This window comes from Myceligenerans xiligouense, assembly GCF_003814695.1.
GTDB lineage: Bacteria > Actinomycetota > Actinomycetes > Actinomycetales > Cellulomonadaceae > Myceligenerans > Myceligenerans xiligouense.
The window spans coordinates 1,577,653-1,594,446 of sequence record NZ_RKQZ01000001.1; the positions used below are offsets into that span (position 1 = coordinate 1,577,653).

Sequence of the window (16,794 nt, forward strand, 5' to 3'; positions counted from 1 at the left end):
CCATCCCAGCATCGCCACTGGTGGAGGGCAATAAACCGTTCGGCTGATCTGTCTCCGCCGGAAGGCGGAGATTCGCTTTCCGGCCGCGTGACGGACGTCAGGGGGCCTCCTCGATGCGGATCGTCGCCGACGGGCACAGGACCTCCGCCTCGCGGGCGGCCGCCCAGTCGGACTCGGGCGGGTTCTCGTCGATCACACTGACGTACCCGTCGTCCTCTTCCCGGTTGGCGAACACGCGTGGTGCCGTCCGGCCGCAGATGCCGGCGGCGATGCAGGTGGTCGGGTCGATGGTGACTCTCATGGCTGTGCGTCCTCCGAGCTTCGGTGGGCGCCGGGTCGACCGTTCCGTGCCGGCGGCGGCTCTGCAACGGATGGCTGCCCACCGGGCGATGCTAGACAGCCCGGGACGTACTCGCCATCGCGATGCCGCACGTCTCCGAGCCGCCGGTCCCGGCAGAGCCCGATCCCGCCCTGTCGCCACCGGCTGAACGGCCACCGGCTGAGCTGCCACGGGTTGAACGGCCACGGGTTGAACGCGGCACCGAGGGGGCCGGCGGGCCGCTCAGGCGGTCCGCTTCGCGACCTCCCAGCGGCTGAGCGCGTGGGGAGGGGCCGGCGTCCCGCTGTGATTAATCGATAAACCTCCTGTCGCGGAAAGGGCTCTCCGGGCCATGATGTTAGCGCTCACATGGCGAGTACGAACGAGAGAACAGGAGCGAAGGATGAGGAAGTCCATCGCAAGTCTCGCGCTGGGGCTGGTCGCAGCCCTGGCGCTGGCCGGGGCACCGGGGCTGCCGGCCGAGGTCACTCCCACCGCCGCGGCGGCGACCGGCAACTTGCTCACGAACGGTGACATGGAGAACGGCACGACCGGCTGGTCGGCCTTCGGCGCCGGCGGGCCGTCGTCCAGCACCAATCCGGTCCATGGCGGAAGCGGTTCCCTCTCGTACACGGGCCGCACGGCGTCGTGGAACGGCCCCGCGCAGACCGTGACCTCCGCGCTGACGAACAACACCACCTACACGACGAGCGTGTGGATGCGGTCGCAGAGCGGGAACCCGACAGGCAAGGTCACCTTGCGCGTGACCGCCGGCGGCACCACGGACTACATCGCACTGGCGCAGGGGCAGGTGAACTCCTCCGGATGGACGCAGCTGACCGGGACCGCGACCGTGTCCTGGTCCGGGTCGCTGTCCTCCGCCGCGTTCTACGTGGAGACGGCCGAGGGCACCGACAGCTTCCTCGTCGACGACGCCTCGTTCGTGGGTGAGACGGCGTCGTCCTGCGATCTGCCGTCGAGCTACAACTGGACCTCCACCGGGGCCCTGGCGACTCCGAAGGCGGGCTGGGCCTCGCTCAAGGACTTCACCACGGCGCCGTACAACGGCCAGCACCTCGTCTACGCGACCACCCACGACTGGGGCACGTCCTGGGGCTCGATGAACTTCAGCCTCTTCTCGAACTGGTCGGACATGGGCAGCGCCCAGCAGAACACGATGTCGTCCGGAACGGTGGCCCCGTCGCTGTTCTACTTCGCCCCGCGGGACATCTGGGTGCTCGCCTACCAGTGGGGCCCGTCCCCGTTTATGTACCGGACGTCGAACGACCCCACCAACCCGAACGGGTGGTCCGCCGCGAGCCCGCTCTTCACCGGATCGATCTCCGACTCGCCGACCGGGCCCATCGACCAGGCGGTCATCGGTGACGACACCAACATGTACCTGTTCTTCGCGGGGGACAACGGGAGGATCTACCGCTCCAGCATGCCGATCGGTAACTTCCCGGGGAACTTCGGGAGCTCGTCGACCGTCGTCATGAGCGACACCACGAACAACCTGTTCGAGGCCGTCCAGGTCTACAAGCTCCAGGGACAGAACAAGTACCTGATGATCGTCGAGGCGATCGGCGCCAACGGAAGGTACTTCCGCTCGTTCACCGCGAACAGCCTCTCCGGCTCCTGGACACCGCAGGCCACGACGGAGAGCAACCCGTTCGCCGGCAAGGCCAACAGCGGCGCCACCTGGACCGACGACATCAGCCACGGTGAGCTCCTGCGCACCAGCGCCGACCAGACCATGACCATCGACCCCTGCAACCTGCAGCTCCTCTACCAGGGCCGCGACCCGAACTCCGGCGGGGACTACGGCCTGCTCCCGTACCGGCCGGGCCTGCTCACGCTCCAGCGGTAGGTGTCCTGACGGTCCGGCGTCAGCCGGAGGCCGGCCACCCGTCGTCGGCGCGCGGTGTGCTCACCCGTGCCGAAGGCCCGGCTGCCCCGTGTCGGACTGCCCCGTGTCGGACTGCCCCGTGTCGGACTGCCCCGTGCCACCCCGCCGAGCGGTGTGTGGCGCGGGGCAGTCCGCGCGAGAACGGGGGTCAGAGGCTGCGCGGGGAGGCGACGACCGACGCGATCGACTTCTCGAGGATGTCCAGGCCCGCATCGAGGTCGTCCTCGCTGATCGTCAGGGGCGGGGCGATCCGGAAGATGCCGCCCATTCCCGGAAGCTGGACGATGTTCATGTGCAGGCCCCGTTCGAGGCAGGCCGACGTCACCGCCTTGCCGAGCGCGTCGGCGGGGGCCTTGGTCTCCTTGTCCCGCACCAGCTCGATGCCCTGGAGGAGACCGCGGCCACGGACGTCGCCCACCACGCCGTACCTGTCCCGCAGGGACAGCAGCCGGGTGGTGAGGTGCTCGCCCAGTCTCGCCGCCCGCTCGACCAGCCCGTCCCGCTGGATGACGTCGAGGACGGTCAGCGCCACGGAAGCCGCCAGCGGATCGGAGACGTGCGTGGTGTAGAAGAGGAAGTGGCGGTCGTGGCAGACCTGCTCGATCTCGGCGCTCGTGACGACGGCGGCGACAGGCAGGCCGGCCCCGAGCGTCTTCGACAGGGTCAGGATGTCCGGTGTGACACCGTCCCGCTCGAACGCGTACATGGTGCCGGTCCGTCCCAGGCCGGTCTGCGCCTCGTCGAGGATGAGCAGCATGCCGCGCTCCTCGCACAGGTCCTTGAGACGCCGGAGATATCCGGGTGGCAGGTCGATGATCCCGCCGGAGGACAGGATCGGCTCGACGAGGCAGGCGGCGAGGCTGCCGGCGGACTGCTGGTCGACGAGCGCGAAGCCGTACTCGAGCTCCGCCTCCCAGTCGTACGACCCGTCGGGCCCCCGGAACGGCGACCGGTAGGCGTTCGGTGAGGGCAGAGCCAGGTTTCCCGGCATCGGCGGGCCGTAGCCGTGCCTCCCGGCCGAGAAGGTCGCGGACGCCGCTCCCTGGGTCATACCGTGCCACGACCTGTCGAACGAGACGATCTCGTAGCGGCCCGTGTACAGCTTGGCCATCTTGAGCGCGGCCTCGTTCGCCTCCGCGCCGGTGGTCAGCAGGAGCGTCTTGCCCAGTGCGGCGGGGAGGGTCGAGGCGAGCCGGTCCGCCAGGTCCAGCACGGGAGCGCTCAGCATGCCGCTGAAGAGGTGGTCCAGCGTCGCGACGGCCGACGACACCGTCGAGACGATGTCCGGGTGTGCGTGGCCGAGGATGGAGCTCATCTGCCCCGACGTGAAGTCGAGGATCTCCTTGTCCTCGTGATCGAACACGTACGCCCCGCTGGCGCGTCGGATCAGCCGCGGGGAGAAGTGTGCCCCGTAGCGGATCAGCAGCCGGTCGGCCTCGTCCAGGAATGTCGCGTCCATCGCCGTCCCTCCACCGGTCCTGCCGGGTGCGTCGTACCGGTCCTGCCCTGCCGGGCAGGTGGTTCCTGCGCAGACCCTAGCCGGGATCTAGCCCATGTCCACGAACTCGCCGTGCCAGGCGTGGTACCACACCGCCCCGGTGGACGCGTTCACGGACAGCATCCCGGTGACCGTGCCGGCCTCCTCGGTGTGCAGGGTGTAGTAGCCGGGGAACGCCTCAGGATGGCCGGCGGACACGTCGCCGTCGTGCGCGGCCAGCCACTCGTCCGCCAGGCTCTGTGCCCGCTCGGGGGAGATCTCCGCCGGCCGGGTCCCCTCCGGGGTGTGCACCCCGTACTCGGTGTTCCACATCATCGCCGGCCCGTACTCGATGCGGACGTCGCCGTCGTCCGCATCGATCAGCACCTCCGTGGCCCCGTCGCCGCCGGGCGTGCTCAGCTCGGCGTAGAAGCCGTTGTCGAACTGCATCACCTCGGCCACCCGCAGGTCGAGCGGGTCGGCATACCGTTCTGCCGCCGTTCGGGCTTCCGCGAGGGTGGTCACCGGGCCGGTCCCGGCCACGCCGAAGTCGTCGCCCGTCATGGGGCCACCGCCCCTCATGGGGCCACCGTCCGTCCCGGGCCCGCCGCCCCTCGTGTCGGCGTCGTTCATCATCCGTGTGTCGCCGATCGACCAGGAGCCGTTCATCATGCCGCCGGGTCCCCCGGGCGTGAACGTCGCCCAGGCGACGGTGCCGAGCAGCGCGAGGAGCGCCACCACGATGACCACGACGAGGGCGGTACTGCGCCCGGGCGTCGAGGGCTGCCGCGACTCCCCGCGGGACGCGGCCAACTGGTCGCGAACCCGCTGGTACTCCTCGGAGCTGATCTCCCCGGCGGCCAGCCGCCGGTCCAGGACCTCCGCGGCGGCGTCGGCCGATCCGCGCTTCTCGCCCTCGTTCCCCGAGGCGTGCAGCAGCGTGGTGACCGCCCAGGTGATCAGGACGATCAGCGCGATCCACAACACGAGCACGAGGATCCAGCCGGCTCCCATGCCTGATCCGAAGCCCATCATGATCCTTGCTTCCTTCCCGGCCGTGGTGGTGCCGACGCCAGGTGGCGCCTCCGGCCGCCGTGGTCCTGACGCCAGCCTGGCGTCCCGCACCCGTGGGAGGTAGAGGCATTGGTCCCGGACGTGCGGTGTCACATACCACTAGGGGGTATGCTCGCCCCGTGTCCGAACTTCCGACAGAACAGTCCGTCACGAGCCGCCCAGGGCTCACAGCGTGCAGCCTCTGCGCCGGCGACACCCTCGGCCGGCGCGATCCCGCACCAGGAGGTCAGCGCGCACGCCTCGAGCGGCTGGAGGCCGAGGGCGTCACGCGACTGACCCTGTCCGAGTGCCTGGACGAGTGCGAGCGTGGTGACGTGGTCGTCGCACGGCCGAGCGCGGCCGGCCGCGCGACGGCCGGCCGGCCGGTGTGGTTCGAACGGCTCGCGGGGGACGAGCAGACCGCCGCCCTGCGTGCGTGGCTCCTGGACGGCGGCCCTGGCGCCGCCGCCGTACCGAAGGACCTGGCGCCCCTGGTCATCAGGCGCCAGGCGGGCGACGCGGACGGTTAGGCGCCGGACGTCCGGTCACACACCGTCCGCGATGCGCGCCAGGATCCCGGCCAGCTCGGCGGGCTTGGTGAACATCGGCCAGTGGCCGGAGTCGATGTCGACGTAGTCGAGGCGCCGGGCCCTCGCGAGCTCCGGCATCTGGCCGGCCGCGAGCCACTCCTTGGCCTGTGCGGACGTGAACTCCGGGCACACGAGGGTGACCGGGACGTCGAACCGCCGCTCGTCCGCGAGACGGACCACGCCCCGGGAGACGCCCTCCGGCACGGGGACGGCGTGCGCCGCGAACGACGCCTTGGCCCGCTCGTCGAGGTCGGCGGAGTCCGGCCCGTCGAACTCGCCCCAGCCGGGGAACGGCATGACACCGTCCTCGACCTCGAAGAAGTCCGCGTAGGGCTCACCGTCGTTGCCCGGCATACCGCCGATGAGGACGATCTCGGAGACTGCGTCCGCGCGGGCGTCGGCGGCGAGCCACGCCAGGGTGCAGGCGGCGGAGTGGCCGGCGACCAGAGGCTTGTCCGCGGCGTCCACCGCCGCCAGCACGGCGGCGACCTGGTCGTCGAGCGTGGCCGACGCCGACCCGTCGCCCTGCCCGGGCAGGGCGACCGGGACGGGGCGATGGCCTCGCGCCTCCAGGTCGGATACGACGGCGTCCCACGCCGACGCGTCGAGCCAGAGGCCTCCGATCAGGAGGATGTCCATGGTTGTGCCCCGTTCTCGTGATCGACCCGGCACCGTGCGGGATCGATCACACAGTAGGAGCACTGTCTGACACTCCTCCCGGGGCCGAGCCCTCCTGATCGCGTCCGTGGTGCTCACGGCGGTGCTGGTCCCGATCGCGATGCGGATCCATCGCAGCAGGACCTGAACCGTTTGGCCGTGGCGCTCCGGGCCGAAGACGCTGTAGCGTCTGGAGCCCGGAACCCGCGCGCTCGCGCGTCCGCCGGACTGCCGCTCATCCGCCCTTCCCAAGGAGTCGACGTGTCGTCCGACGACCTGCCGCAGGAGTTCCAGATCGACGTGCCGGACGAGATGGAGACCGGCATCCCGGCCGACTTCGCCTCGGTGTGGCACACGCCGACGTCGTTCGTGCTGGACTTCATCGCCGTGAAGCAGCCACCGAGTCCGCAGAACGACCCGGATACGGGTGAGGTCCGAAACGTCGTCGTTCCGGGAAAGGTCGCGTCCCGTGTGCGGATCCCGCCCCAGCAGGTCTTCGAGCTGGCGAAGGCCCTGACCATGCAGCTCGACGCGTGGGAGAAAGAGACGTCCGGGGCAAAGCGCCCTCGTGATCAATAGTTCGTTCGGGCGGCGGCGGATTCTTATTGAACTCCGCGTCAGGTAAAGCGCCGTAATGGCGTCGAGGAAAATCGTCTTCACCTGTTCCGTTCGCAAAGAGCACCGCGTAGGATGCCGAATGTCGCCACGATGGTGTGGCGGAATCCAGGGCCGGCCGGGGGGTCGGTCGGCCACGGAAAGTCGGTGCGACTCCGACATGCGCGTGAACAGGGGCGATGAGCAAGTGAAAGATCTGAACAAGCCATCGGGAACCGGGTCGGTCCTCGTCGAGGAAATGACCGAGGCGACCGTCGTGAAGATGTCCGGCGAGATCGATATCTCGGTGCGGAGCCAGGCCGGCGCCGCACTCAAGCAGGTGCTCGACCGATCGTGTCCCGTCGTCGTCGATACGTCCGCCGTGACGTTCATGGACTCGACCGGGGCGCTGTTCCTGGCGCAGCTGCGGATGCTCGGCTCCGAGGACGGGATCTGCGTCAGGCTCGCGGAGCAGTCGGTGGTGGTGAGCAACCTCCTCGAGATGCTCGGCGTGGACGCGATGTTCTGCGACAACCCGCGGCAGCCCGCCGCGGCCGGGACGGGGCCCGGCATCTGACGGTGCCGGGCCGCCGGTCCACGGGCGCCCGCTCCGTGCGCCCGGGTCAGTCGCCGGTGCTCTGCCCGCGGGTGCTCTGCGCTCCGGCGCCGGTCTGCCCACCGGCGCTGTCCGCCGCGAGCGCCGCGGCGCCCACGATCCCGGCTGCGTTGCGCAGCTGCGCGGGGACGATGGGCGCGCGGAGGTGGAGCTTGGGCAGGAACTTGTCGTGCTTCTTGCTGACACCGCCGCCGACGACGACGAGGTCGGGGGAGAGCAGGTCCTCGACGACGGCGAAGTAGCGCTGGAGCCGTTCGGCCCACTCGTCCCAGGAGAGGTTCTCCCGGTCGCGGGCGGATTCGGCGGCGCGCTTCTCGGCGTCGTGCCCGTCGATCTCGAGGTGGCCGAGTTCGGTGTTGGGCAGCAGCACGCCGTCGGCGAACAGGGCGGATCCGATGCCGGTGCCGAGGGTGCTGACGAGGACGACGCCGTCGGCGTCGCGGGCGGCGCCGTAGCGCAGTTCGGCGATGCCGGCGGCGTCGGCGTCGTTCACGGCGATGGCGGCGCGGCCGGTGGTGCGGTGGATCAGGGCGGGGATGTCGACCCCGGTCCAGGACGGGTCGAGGTTGGCGATGAAGCGCACCGTGCCGTGGTGGATGGGGGCGGGGAAGGCGACCCCGATGGGTGCGTCGGCGGGCAGGTCGTAGGTGTCGACGAGTTCGTAGAGCACCTCCGCGACGGCTTCCGGGGTGGAGGGGTCCGGGGTCGGTATCCGGGTGCGTTCCTCGGCGAACTCGCCGGTGGTCAGGTCGACGGGTGCACCCTTGATACCCGAACCGCCGATGTCGATGCCGAACGCGATCTTCTTGCTCATGACTTGCGGACTCCTGGCGCTTCATCGTGACGTCGCTGTGTCAGGATCGTCTCATGGGCGGCGAGGAGAAATACTGGTACAACACGAAGACGGGCGAGGTCGAGAAGGGCCACCGTTCCTCCTGGACGCATCTGATGGGTCCGTACGCGACCCGCGAGGAGGCGGAGCAGGCGCTCTCGCGCGCCCGGTCACGCGACGACGCGTGGGAGGACGACGACGCCGCCTGGCGCGACAAGCGGTAGCGGTCGCGGCCGGTCGCCACCGGTCCCGGGCCGCGGGACCGGTGGCGAGGACTGCTGCGCGGGTGGTTCGGACGGGCGGGGCTACTCCAGGAAGGAGTGGGCCTCGTCCGGGAATGTGCCCTTCTTCACATCCGCGACATACTCCTCCGCGGCCTGCTGGAGGGCGCGGCCGAGTTCGGCGTAGCGCTTGGCGAACCGCGGGGTCCAGTCGGTCATCCCGGCCATGTCGGTCCACACGAGGACCTGTCCGTCGCACTGCCCGCCGGCGCCGATGCCGATCGTGGGGATGCGCAGGATCTCCGTGATCCGCGCGGCGACCTCGACCGGTACCATCTCGAGGACGACGGCGATCGCACCCGCCTCCTGGACGGCCAGGGCGTCGTCGGCGAGTACCTCGGCGGCCTCGTCGCCGCGGCCCTGCACGCGGTGCCCGCCGAGGGCGTGCTCCGACTGCGGTGTGAACCCGAGGTGCGCGACGACGGGGATGCCGGCGTCGGACAGCGCGCGGATCTGCGCGGCGACCCGGGTGCCGCCCTCCAGTTTCACGGCGGCGACGCCGGTCTCCTTCATCATCCGCACCCCGGTGGCGAGCGCCTGGGTGGCCCCGGCCTCGTAGGAGCCGAACGGCAGGTCCACCACGACCAGCGCGCGCTTCGTGGCGGTCGCGACGGCGCGCGCGGGCGGGATCATGTCGTCCACCGTGACCGGCAGGGTGGTGGTGTGTCCGTGCATCACGTTGCCGATCGAGTCACCCACGAGCAGCATGTCGACGCCGGACGCGTCCAGCAGCGTGGCGGTGACGGCGTCGTACGCCGTGAGCATCGAGATCTTCTCGCCGCGCTCCTTCGCGGCGGCGAGGTGGTGCACACGCACCTTCTTGGCCGACGCGGGCGTCGGCTTGGTGTGGGCTGACATGCCTTGACCGTACACGCACCAGTAACACGGATGAGGCAAGATGGGCCCCATGGACAGGCAGCAAGAATTCGTACTCCGCACGGTCGAGGAGCGTGACATCCGGTTCATCCGGCTGTGGTTCACGGACGTCCTCGGCGTGCTCAAGTCGGTGGCCGTGGCCCCGGCAGAGCTGGAGTCGGCATTCAGTGAGGGCATCGGCTTCGACGGTTCGGCCATCGAGGGCCTCACGCGGGTCTACGAGGCCGACATGGTCGCCCGCCCCGACCCCACGACCTTCCAGGTGCTGCCGTGGCGGGGTGAGCGGCACGGCACGGGCAGGATGTTCTGCGACATCCTCACGCCCGACGGCGAACCCTCCCTGGCGGACTCCCGGAACGTGCTCAAGCGCCAGCTCGCCCGGTCCGCCGAGGAGGGATTCACGTTCTACACGCACCCCGAGGTGGAGTTCTATCTGTTCAACCAGCCGAAGTCGGCCGATGAACCGCTGGTCCCCGTCGACGGCGGCGGCTACTTCGACCACCTCGCGCGCGGCTCCACGCACGACTTCCGCCGCGCCGCGATCACCATGCTGGAGTCCATGGGCATCTCGGTGGAGTTCTCCCACCACGAGGCCGGTCCCGGGCAGAACGAGATCGACCTGCGCTACGCCGACGCCCTGACCACCGCGGACAACCTCATGACGTTCCGCACCGTGGTCAAGGAGGTCGCCCTGGAGCAGGGCGTGTACGCCTCGTTCATGCCCAAGCCGCTCGCGACGCATCCGGGCAGCGGGATGCACACCCACATGTCGCTGTTCGAGGACGACCGCAACGCGTTCCACGAGCCGGGCGCCCAGTTCGAGCTGTCCAAGACCGCGCGCCAGTTCATCTCCGGGCTGATGGTGCACGCCGGCGAGATCACGGCCATCACCAACCAGCACGTGAACTCGTACAAGCGGCTGTGGGGCGGCCAGGAGGCGCCGTCGTACATCTCCTGGGGTCACAACAACCGGTCCGCGCTCGTTCGCGTGCCGATGTACAAGCCGGGCAAGGGCAACTCGTCGCGCGTGGAGTACCGCGCGCTCGACTCCGCCACGAACCCCTACCTCGCGTTCGCCGTCCTCCTCGCGGCCGGCATGAAGGGCATCGAGGAGGGGTACGACCTCATCGAGCACACCGAGGACGCCGTCTGGGACCTCACCTCGGCCGAGCGCCGGTCGCTCGGTATCAAGGCCCTCCCGCGCAACCTGTCCGAGGCGATCGAGGCGATGGAGCAGTCCGAGCTCGTCGCCGAGACCCTCGGCGAGCACGTCTTCCAGTACGTGCTGAGCAACAAGCGCCAGGAATGGGACGCGTACAGCGCACAGGTGACCCCGTTCGAACTCGAGCGGTTCCTGCAGGTGCTGTGATCTCCTGCCGTGGCACCCTGCGGGGTCGCGTGGTGACACCCACCCACGCGACCCCTAACCTCGGACTGTGACCAGCCGCCGTCCCCAGACGCTGACCACCCACCTCATCCGGGCGGGCTTCGCCGACCTCACCAGGTCCGCGATGCTGTGGAACGACCCCGACCTGCTCGCCGTCCGCGAAGGGCCGGCCGGCGAGCCCCGCACCGCCGGGCCGGCCGGCCGCGCCGTCGTCCTCAGTGACCACGCCGCCGCTCTCCTCGCGCGCCTCGGCGACACCGCCGACCCCGACCTGGCGCTCCTGCAGCTCACGCGCCTCGCCGGCGCGGCACCCGACCCGCTCCGCAAGATCCTGTCCGACGACGGCGGCCCGGGCGACCCGCCAGACGGCGCGCAGGCGGCATCGACCCCCGCGCGGCGGCTGCTGCGGGTGCTGGGCGCCTCGTCCGCCCTCGGCGACGAGCTCGTGCGCCGACCCGACCTGCTGGACGTGATCGCGGACCCCGCACCGGCGACGCAGGTCCCGCCCGGACAGGTCCGCGCCGAACTCCTGCGCGCCGTCCACGCCGACCCCGACGCCGACGTTCCGGTCGCGGGCCGAACGGCCTCCGGCGGGTCGCCGTCGGACCCGTCGGACGGCCCGTCGTACCCATCCGACGGCTCCTCGGGTTCGGCTGCGGGCGAGCGCCTCGTTCCTCGGCGCTCACCCTCCGCTCACCCTTCGTCGCCGTCGTACACCGATCTGCTGCGGCGGGCCTACCGGGCCCGGCTGCTGCGGATCGCCGCGACCGACGTCGTCGCGCCGGTCGCGACAGCCGTCATGCCGGCGGTCGCGGCGGCGCTCGCGGACCTGGCCGGCGCGGCGCTCGAAGCGGCACTGGCCGTGGCGCGGTCCGAGACGCCGGGCCACGAGGGGGTGCGGCTCACCGTGATCGGGATGGGCAAGACGGGCGGACGGGAGCTGAACTACGTCTCGGACGTCGACGTGATCTACGTGGCCGAGCCCGCGACCGGGCCGGACGGCGAGACCGCGGACGAGGCGGACGCCCTCCGGCTCGGCGCCCGCCTGGCGACGGCGCTGGCGCGGGTGTGCTCGGGCACGTCGGACGAGCCGCGGCTGTGGGAGGTGGACGCCGCGCTGCGCCCCGAGGGCAAGCAGGGGCCCCTGGTGCGGACCCTGGCCAGCCACGTCGCCTACTACGAGCGCTGGGCGTCGACCTGGGAGTTCCAGGCGCTCCTCAAGGCGCGGCCCGTGGCGGGGGATCGCGCGCTGGGTGACGAGTACGTGACGGCGCTGTCGCCGATGGTGTGGCAGGCGGCGTCACGGGAGAATTTCGTCGAGGACGCGCGCGCGATGCGCAAGCGGGTCGAGGACAACGTCCCGGCGGCCGAGGCGCCGCGGCAGATCAAGCTCGGGCGGGGCGGCCTGCGCGACGTCGAGTTCACCGTGCAGCTCCTGCAGCTCGTGCACGGGCGCACCGACGAGTCGATCCGGTCGGCCACGACGCTGGAGGCGCTCGCCGCGCTGGCCGCGGGCGGGTACGTGGGCCGGGCGGAGACCGGGCAGATGGGCCAGTGCTACGCGTTCCTGCGCGCGCTGGAGCACCGCATCCAGATGTTCGGCCTGCGCCGCACCCACCTCATGCCGGCCGACGACGGCGACCTGCGCCGGCTCGCACGCGGGCTCGGCATGCCGGGGGCGGAGGAGCTGACCAAGCGGTGGAAGGCGGTCCGCCGCGAGGTGCGTGACCTGCACGAAGCCGTGTACTACCGGCCGCTGCTGCCGGCCACCGCCGGGCTGAGCGAGGACGAGATCTCGCTCGCGCCGGAGGCGGCCATGGCGCGGTTCGCGGCGATCGGCTACCGGAACCCCGCGGGCGCGATGCGGCACGTCGAGGCGCTGACCGAGGGCGTGTCGCGGCGTGCGGCGATCCAGCGGCAGCTGCTGCCGGTCCTGCTCGGCTGGTTCGCGGAAGGCGCCGACCCGGACGCGGGGCTGCTGGCGTTCCGGAAGGTCTCCGACATGCTGGGGTCCACACACTGGTACCTGCGGCTGCTGCGGGACTCCGAGGTGGCCGCCGAGCGCCTGGCGCAGGTGCTGTCCAGCTCCACCTACCTGGCGGAGGCGCTGGCACGGTCGCCGGAGTCCGTGAGGTGGCTCGGCAGGACCGAGGCCCTGGAGCCGCTCGGGGCGGAACGGCTGGCCGGCGAGATGGACGCCGTGCTGGGGCGGGCCGAGGAACCCGGGCCCGCCGCGCAGGCCCTGCGTGCCCTGCGCCGCCGGGAACTGGCGCGGACCGGGGTCGCGGAGGTGCTGGGCGAGCTGGGGCCGGTGAGCGCCGCGCGGGCGATCTCCGACGCGGCCGACGTCGTGCTCGGGGGAGCGCTGCGCGTGGCACGGGCCGTGGCGCGGGAAGCCGCCGGGATCTCCGAGGGAGCCGAGCCCGCCACTCTTCTGGTGGTCGCGATGGGGCGGCTCGGCGGTCAGGAAATGGGCTACGGGTCCGACGCCGACGTGATGTTCGTGCACACCCCGGCGTCCGGTGCCGGCGAACGGGAGGCGAGCGACTTCGCGCTCGCGGTGGCGCGGGAACTGCGGCAGCAGCTCAGCGCCGTCGGGTCCGAACCGCCCCTGCCGGTGGACGCCGACCTGCGGCCGGAAGGGCGCAGCGGGCCCCTGGTGCGGTCGTTCGCGTCGTACCAGGAGTACTACGAGCGGTGGTCGTCGCCGTGGGAGGCGCAGGCGCTGCTGCGCGCCAGGCCGCTGGGCAAGTGGGCGCCTGCGGGCGGCGCGAGCGGGCCGGAGGCCTGGCTGGCCGACCGGTTCACCGGGCTCATCGACCCTCTGCGATACCCGGCCGGCGGGCTGGCCGCCGACATCGTCCGCGAGGTGCGGCACCTCAAGGCGCGGGTCGAGGCCGAGCGGCTGCCGCGGGGCGCCGACCCGGCGCGGCACCTCAAGCTCGGGCGCGGGGGAGTGTCCGACGTCGAGTGGACCGTCCAGCTCCTGCAGCTGCGGCACGCCCACGACGTGCCCGGGCTCCGGACCACCGGGACGATCCCGGCCCTGTACGCGGCGCGGGACGCGGGCCTGGTGTCGGCGCAGGACGCGGCGGAGCTGCGGGAGGCGTGGTTCCTGGCCTCCCGGCTGCGGTCGGCGATCGTGCTGTGGTCGGGGAAGACCACGGGGGCGCAGGTGGACCGCCTGCCGCACGGCGGGCAGGACCTGGCCGGTGTGGCGCGTCTGCTGGGCGACGTGGCAACGGGCCCGGAACTGGAGGAGCTCTACCTGCGCACCGCCCGCCGAGCGAGAGCGGTCATGGAACGCCTCTTCTACGGCGACGACTGACCCGAGCCGGGGCAGGCCTGCCCGTGTTCACCGGCTGTGGGCCCAGCCGGTCCAGCGGGTGGTGGTGATGCTGATCAGGGGGCCGGGTGGTGGGGTGTCGGAGTACTGGGGGTAGCGGGCGACCAGGGCGCCGACGCCCTCGTGCCAGACCGGTCCGTCGTGAACGACGTCGGCCGTGCCGTCGGCGCGGACCCACCAGAGCTTCTCCCAGTCGTCCGAGTAGTGGTCGCACAGGACGGCGACCCGCGGGTTCTCCGCGATGTTCCGCAGCCGCCGGAGGCTGGTGGTCGTCTTCGGCTTCCGGGTGTCGATCCCGATCACGATCCGGTCGCCGAGCAGGGCGAACGTCACCGGGACCACGTGCGGTGCCAGGTCGCTTCCCGTGGTCGCCAGGTAGGCGGATCGGGCCGCGCCGAGGCGCTCCCTGCAGGTCGCGCTGTCGAGCCTCATGACGCCACGGTAGCGATCCGCCCACCGGGCCTCGGTCCCCGCGTTGCCCGGGCCGAACTCTGAACCCGGGCCCCGAAGCCGAACCCCGAACCCCGGGCCTCGAACCCCGGGCCAAGAAGAGTTAACGGCAACGTCACAATAAGGCCATCTCGCCCGGATAGGGTGAAAAGTATGCGGCAGATGCGAGGGCGCTCAGCCCTGTCCACGGTCCTGGCACTCTCCTTCTCCCTGGCGCTCGCGGGCCTGGTGCCACTCGGCGGCGCGCCGCCGAGCGCGGCCGCCGCGCCGATCGGCGTCGCCCAGGCCCGCGCCATACAGGACGGTTCGACCGCCACGGTGCGGGGCTACGTCGTCGGCCAGCCCGTCGGGTCCGACGCCGTGGTCACGAGCAGCTTCCCCACGGACTACGCCCTCGCGCTGGCGGACGCCCCCGGCGAGACCGACACGAGCGACATGCTCTACGTCCAGATCCCGAGCGGCTTCCGCGCCGACTTCGGCCTGGCCTCGAACCCGGGCCGGTTGGGGGAGCTCCTGGACGTGACCGGGACCCTGACGGCGTACTTCTCGCGTCCCGGGCTCAAGAGCGGCACCCAGTTCGCCGTCGTCGGCGGGGGAGGGGACGGTGGTGACGGTGGCGGCGGCGATCCGGGCGGCGACGGGCCCGCCGGGTACTACGACGCGGCCGACGGCCTGACCGGCAGCGCCCTGAAGTCCGCGCTCCACGGCATCATCGACGACCACACCGAGCTGAGCTACTCGACCGTGTGGACCGCGCTGCGGGAGACCGACGAGGACCCGGGCAACTCCGGCAACGTGATCGAGCTGTACACCGGGCGGTCGATCTCGAAGTACGACAACGGCGGCAACGTCGGCGACTGGAACCGCGAGCACACCTGGGCCAAGAGCCACGGCGACTTCGGCACGTCGGCCGGCGCCGGCACCGACCTGCACCACCTGCGCCCCAGCGACGTCCAGGTGAACTCCACCCGCAGCAACAAGGACTTCGACGAGGGTGGCTCGTCCGTGAGCGGATGCACCGGGTGCTCCACCGACTCGAACTCGTTCGAGCCGCCGGACCGGGTCAAGGGCGACGTCGCGCGGATGCTCTTCTACATGGCCGTCCGGTACGAGGGCAGCGACGGTCCGGACCTCGAACTGAACGACTCCGTCAGCAACGGCTCGGCGCCGCTGCACGGGCGGATCTCCGTGCTGCTCGACTGGCACGCGTCCGACCCGGTCTCGGCCACCGAGCGCAGCCGCAACGAGATCATCTACTCCGACTGGCAGGGAAACCGCAACCCGTTCATCGACCACCCGGAATGGGCCGACCAGATCTGGTGAACCGGGGCCCTCACGTGCGCGAGGGTCACAGCGGCCCGAGGACTACGCGGGGATCGGCGTCGAGGTCGAGGGACTCGAGGACCGACAGGAGGGCGCGCTCCTCGTACCGGAAGTGCGACTCCAGACGGCGGTGCACCCGGCGCATCTCCTATCTCCTGTGCCCAGGCGACGAGCCTGGTCGTGTCGCCCCCGCTCACGCGGCGAGCATACACATCACGTGTGTGCTCGCGGGGTGCCCGCGGTGAGGAGGGGGACCAGGGCGAGCCCCAGCGACGCGACGAGCAGGACGGCGCCGCCGGTGAGCAGGCCCGCCATGATCGCGCGCAGAACGGGCGCGGTCACTCCCGCGGACCCCTCGACGTCGAGCGGGGCGCCGGCGTCGGAGTGCATCACCACGACCGTCCAGTTGCCGGGCTCGACCGGCCAGACCAGAACCTGCGGACCTGCTCCGCTGGCCGAGGCCGCCCAGATGCCGGCCTCGTCGGGGGGCCCGGCCGGCGACAATCCGTCGATCTCGCGGTGGCGCGAGTACGGACCCCAGCCGCTCACGGCCGTCCGCTCGACACCGGCGAGGTAGGTCTCGGTGTCGGACGTCGGCGCGATCCCGACGAACACCGGACCCGAGGACTCCGGAGTCACCACGATCTTGGCGTCACCGAGCAAGCCCGCGGGGGCGTTCGACGGCGGTGGCGTCTCCAGGACGATCGGCTCGGACGTGATGGCGTACCCGTGGGCGTCGATGTCCGCGGTGCGGCTCATCAGGAATCCGTCCCGGTCCCGCTGGGACTCGGCGACCGCGAGCGCCGCGCCGCCCGTGAGGATGGCGCCGGCGGCCATGAGGAGCGCGGCGCCCAGGGCGACGAGGGGGGCGCGGCCGGTGGCCCGGGGGTCCGGCCCGCCGGGCCTGCCGGGTGCGGAGGGCGCGGGCCGGCCGGCGGTCATGGCGACGGGCCTGTGGCCTGGCCGGCGTGCACGGGCGGTGGGAGGTGGGTGTCACGCATACTTCGAGCGTTGCTCCGGGTGCCGGTCGGTGCACGAGGCGGAGGGCCCGTGCGGTGGTGACTTCTGGCCCTGCCGACGACGT

Annotated in this window: 16 protein-coding genes; 8 read left to right on the forward strand and 8 right to left on the reverse strand. The window is 71.6% G+C overall.

Going from position 1 to position 16,794, the window contains the following annotated elements; genetic code table 11:
* Positions 1–97 precede the first annotated feature (97 nt).
* The gene (locus EDD34_RS06750; protein ID WP_123813878.1) at positions 98–301 is read right to left on the reverse strand and encodes a ferredoxin; all 204 of its coding nucleotides are present in this window, start codon (positions 299–301) and stop codon (positions 98–100) included.
* 421 nt (positions 302–722) lie between these two features.
* Here EDD34_RS06750 and EDD34_RS06755 point away from each other — a divergent pair, with 421 nt between their 5' ends.
* Complete coding sequence (locus tag EDD34_RS06755) at positions 723–2,189, forward strand: non-reducing end alpha-L-arabinofuranosidase family hydrolase (RefSeq protein ID WP_123813879.1); 1,467 nt, start codon at positions 723–725, stop codon at positions 2,187–2,189.
* A gap of 187 nt (positions 2,190–2,376) precedes the next feature.
* Here EDD34_RS06755 and EDD34_RS06760 read toward each other — a convergent pair whose 3' ends face one another.
* Positions 2,377–3,687: an aspartate aminotransferase family protein gene (locus tag EDD34_RS06760; RefSeq protein ID WP_123813880.1), complete on the reverse strand. Its 1,311-nt coding sequence runs from the start codon at positions 3,685–3,687 to the stop codon at positions 2,377–2,379.
* Between the two features lie 87 nt (positions 3,688–3,774).
* On the reverse strand, positions 3,775–4,737 hold the full coding sequence (locus EDD34_RS20860) for an SHOCT domain-containing protein (RefSeq protein WP_211341515.1): 963 nt from the start codon (positions 4,735–4,737) through the stop codon (positions 3,775–3,777).
* Between the two features lie 161 nt (positions 4,738–4,898).
* Here EDD34_RS20860 and EDD34_RS06770 point away from each other — a divergent pair, with 161 nt between their 5' ends.
* Complete coding sequence (locus EDD34_RS06770; protein WP_123813881.1) at positions 4,899–5,288, forward strand: hypothetical protein; 390 nt, start codon at positions 4,899–4,901, stop codon at positions 5,286–5,288.
* A 15-nt stretch (positions 5,289–5,303) separates the two neighbouring features.
* On the opposite strand, the gene EDD34_RS06775 is transcribed toward EDD34_RS06770, so the two are convergent.
* Positions 5,304–5,987, reverse strand: coding sequence for an alpha/beta fold hydrolase (locus tag EDD34_RS06775; RefSeq protein ID WP_123813882.1), 684 nt, complete (start codon positions 5,985–5,987; stop codon positions 5,304–5,306).
* Positions 5,988–6,266: 279 nt separating this feature from the next.
* On the opposite strand from EDD34_RS06775, the gene EDD34_RS06780 reads away from it, so the two are divergent.
* Both EDD34_RS06780 and EDD34_RS06785 read left to right on the forward strand, forming a co-directional pair.
* Positions 6,267–6,584 (forward strand): DUF3467 domain-containing protein, encoded by a 318-nt coding sequence (locus tag EDD34_RS06780; protein ID WP_123813883.1) that lies wholly within the window; start codon positions 6,267–6,269, stop codon positions 6,582–6,584.
* 274 nt (positions 6,585–6,858) lie between these two features.
* Positions 6,859–7,176, forward strand: coding sequence for an STAS domain-containing protein (locus EDD34_RS06785; protein WP_246012223.1), 318 nt, complete (start codon positions 6,859–6,861; stop codon positions 7,174–7,176).
* 46 nt (positions 7,177–7,222) lie between these two features.
* Here EDD34_RS06785 and ppgK read toward each other — a convergent pair whose 3' ends face one another.
* On the reverse strand, positions 7,223–8,029 hold the full coding sequence (ppgK, locus tag EDD34_RS06790; RefSeq protein ID WP_123813885.1) for a polyphosphate--glucose phosphotransferase: 807 nt from the start codon (positions 8,027–8,029) through the stop codon (positions 7,223–7,225).
* 53 nt (positions 8,030–8,082) lie between these two features.
* On the opposite strand from ppgK, the gene EDD34_RS06795 reads away from it, so the two are divergent.
* Complete coding sequence (locus EDD34_RS06795) at positions 8,083–8,271, forward strand: SPOR domain-containing protein (RefSeq protein WP_123813886.1); 189 nt, start codon at positions 8,083–8,085, stop codon at positions 8,269–8,271.
* A gap of 81 nt (positions 8,272–8,352) precedes the next feature.
* On the opposite strand, the gene panB is transcribed toward EDD34_RS06795, so the two are convergent.
* Positions 8,353–9,186, reverse strand: a complete 834-nt coding sequence (panB, locus tag EDD34_RS06800; RefSeq protein ID WP_123813887.1) for a 3-methyl-2-oxobutanoate hydroxymethyltransferase — start codon at positions 9,184–9,186, stop codon at positions 8,353–8,355.
* Between the two features lie 49 nt (positions 9,187–9,235).
* On the opposite strand from panB, the gene glnA reads away from it, so the two are divergent.
* Together glnA and EDD34_RS06810 are read left to right on the forward strand one after the other, a co-directional pair.
* Entirely contained in the window at positions 9,236–10,573 is a 1,338-nt protein-coding gene (glnA, locus tag EDD34_RS06805) for a type I glutamate--ammonia ligase (RefSeq protein ID WP_123813888.1), read from the forward strand.
* 67 nt (positions 10,574–10,640) lie between these two features.
* Positions 10,641–13,919: a bifunctional [glutamine synthetase] adenylyltransferase/[glutamine synthetase]-adenylyl-L-tyrosine phosphorylase gene (locus EDD34_RS06810; protein ID WP_123813889.1), complete on the forward strand. Its 3,279-nt coding sequence runs from the start codon at positions 10,641–10,643 to the stop codon at positions 13,917–13,919.
* A gap of 27 nt (positions 13,920–13,946) precedes the next feature.
* Here the strand turns inward: EDD34_RS06810 and EDD34_RS06815 are convergent, their stop codons facing one another.
* A complete protein-coding gene (locus EDD34_RS06815) occupies positions 13,947–14,369 on the reverse strand; it encodes a TIGR03668 family PPOX class F420-dependent oxidoreductase (RefSeq protein ID WP_123813890.1) in 423 nt (140 codons plus the stop codon).
* 180 nt (positions 14,370–14,549) lie between these two features.
* Between EDD34_RS06815 and EDD34_RS06820 the strand changes: the two genes are divergently transcribed.
* Positions 14,550–15,710, forward strand: a complete 1,161-nt coding sequence (locus EDD34_RS06820; RefSeq protein WP_211341516.1) for an endonuclease — start codon at positions 14,550–14,552, stop codon at positions 15,708–15,710.
* Between the two features lie 213 nt (positions 15,711–15,923).
* Here the strand turns inward: EDD34_RS06820 and EDD34_RS06830 are convergent, their stop codons facing one another.
* Positions 15,924–16,652 (reverse strand): hypothetical protein, encoded by a 729-nt coding sequence (locus EDD34_RS06830; RefSeq protein WP_123813892.1) that lies wholly within the window; start codon positions 16,650–16,652, stop codon positions 15,924–15,926.
* Positions 16,653–16,794 lie beyond the last annotated feature (142 nt).